The organism is Runella sp. R0.1_18 (assembly GCF_057652155.1).
Genome location: NZ_JBYFCK010000078.1, coordinates 1 through 887 on the forward strand (window position 1 = coordinate 1; position 887 = coordinate 887).

Annotated in this window: 3 protein-coding genes; all 3 read left to right on the top strand. The window is 41.9% G+C overall.

Going from position 1 to position 887, the window contains the following annotated elements; genetic code table 11:
• Positions 1 to 183: hypothetical protein (locus AC23P2_RS31105; protein ID WP_487776790.1), on the top strand; the 183-nt coding region annotated here is incomplete at its 5' end.
• Positions 140 to 289 carry a hypothetical protein gene (locus tag AC23P2_RS31110; RefSeq protein ID WP_487776792.1) on the top strand — a complete coding sequence of 50 codons (150 nt, stop codon included), beginning with the start codon at positions 140 to 142 and terminating at the stop codon, positions 287 to 289. The genes AC23P2_RS31105 and AC23P2_RS31110, both read left to right, overlap by 44 nt.
• A gap of 1 nt (position 290) precedes the next feature.
• Positions 291 to 590: an ISAon1 family transposase N-terminal region protein gene (locus tag AC23P2_RS31115; RefSeq protein ID WP_487776791.1), complete on the top strand. Its 300-nt coding sequence runs from the start codon at positions 291 to 293 to the stop codon at positions 588 to 590.
• Positions 591 to 887 lie beyond the last annotated feature (297 nt).

Below are 887 nucleotides of genomic sequence, written 5' to 3' on the forward strand. Positions count from 1 at the left end.
CCCCACTCCGCCGATGATACTGCAATAAAATGTGGGAAAGTAGGTAGCCGCCACAATATTAATCCGAGAGGAGCTCAGAAACGAGCTCCTCTTTTTTTTGCTATACGTTACTCCCCGCCAGTGCCGGATCAAGTACAAAATGGATCAAGTACAAAAGTTGTGGAGAGCGTTGGATTTTTTTAAGTTTGTGCTTTTAATCAAACGTACTTGCTTTGGAGAGTTTCCTGCCTATCGTTCAGTTCCTGTTGCCCGAGTTCATTTTGGACAGGGCGTCCCCGAAAAGTTTTGAATTGACTACTATTACCCGCCAAGAGGGTGTCTTCCATATCCATCTTACAGAGAAAAACACAGACGATCGAGATTCTGAGCGGAAAAATTTGTTATCCAAAGGTTTTTTTGCGCCCATAACTGTCCAAGACTTTCCCCTGCGTGGGCATAAGGTCTTTCTTCACATTAAGCGCCGCCGATGGCTCAATACCCAAACAGGTAAAGTAGTTTACAGAGACTGGGCAGAAGTAAGCAAAGGAACGCGAATGACAAGTGAATTCGCGAATTTTTTAAAAGGTATCAGTGGATACGAATCCGAATAGTACAAATTCAATCGGAGAGTTTTATGGCGTGAAGTGTCGGAATCTGCTTCGTCACTACAAAGATTGCCAAGGTGGATTCAAACATTGGAATCAAAAGTCTCATGCTAAACTATGGCTGTTATACCCTCAAAATATGGGAACTCATCTTTCCATTGATGAAACCTCGTTATCTGATGGGGAGTTATACACTATTCTTACCAATAAAGCAGCCAAAGGCAGAAAAGTCGGACCGATTTCTATGATTCATGCAACTGATGACGTATAAAAATCTTTATATTTTTCCTTTCGATGTACACA

Bases quoted from the DNA above. Each gene is read 5' to 3' on its own strand.
- AC23P2_RS31110 (WP_487776792.1), top strand. From the start codon at position 140: ATGGATCAAGTACAAAAGTTGTGGAGAGCGTTGGATTTTTTTAAGTTT.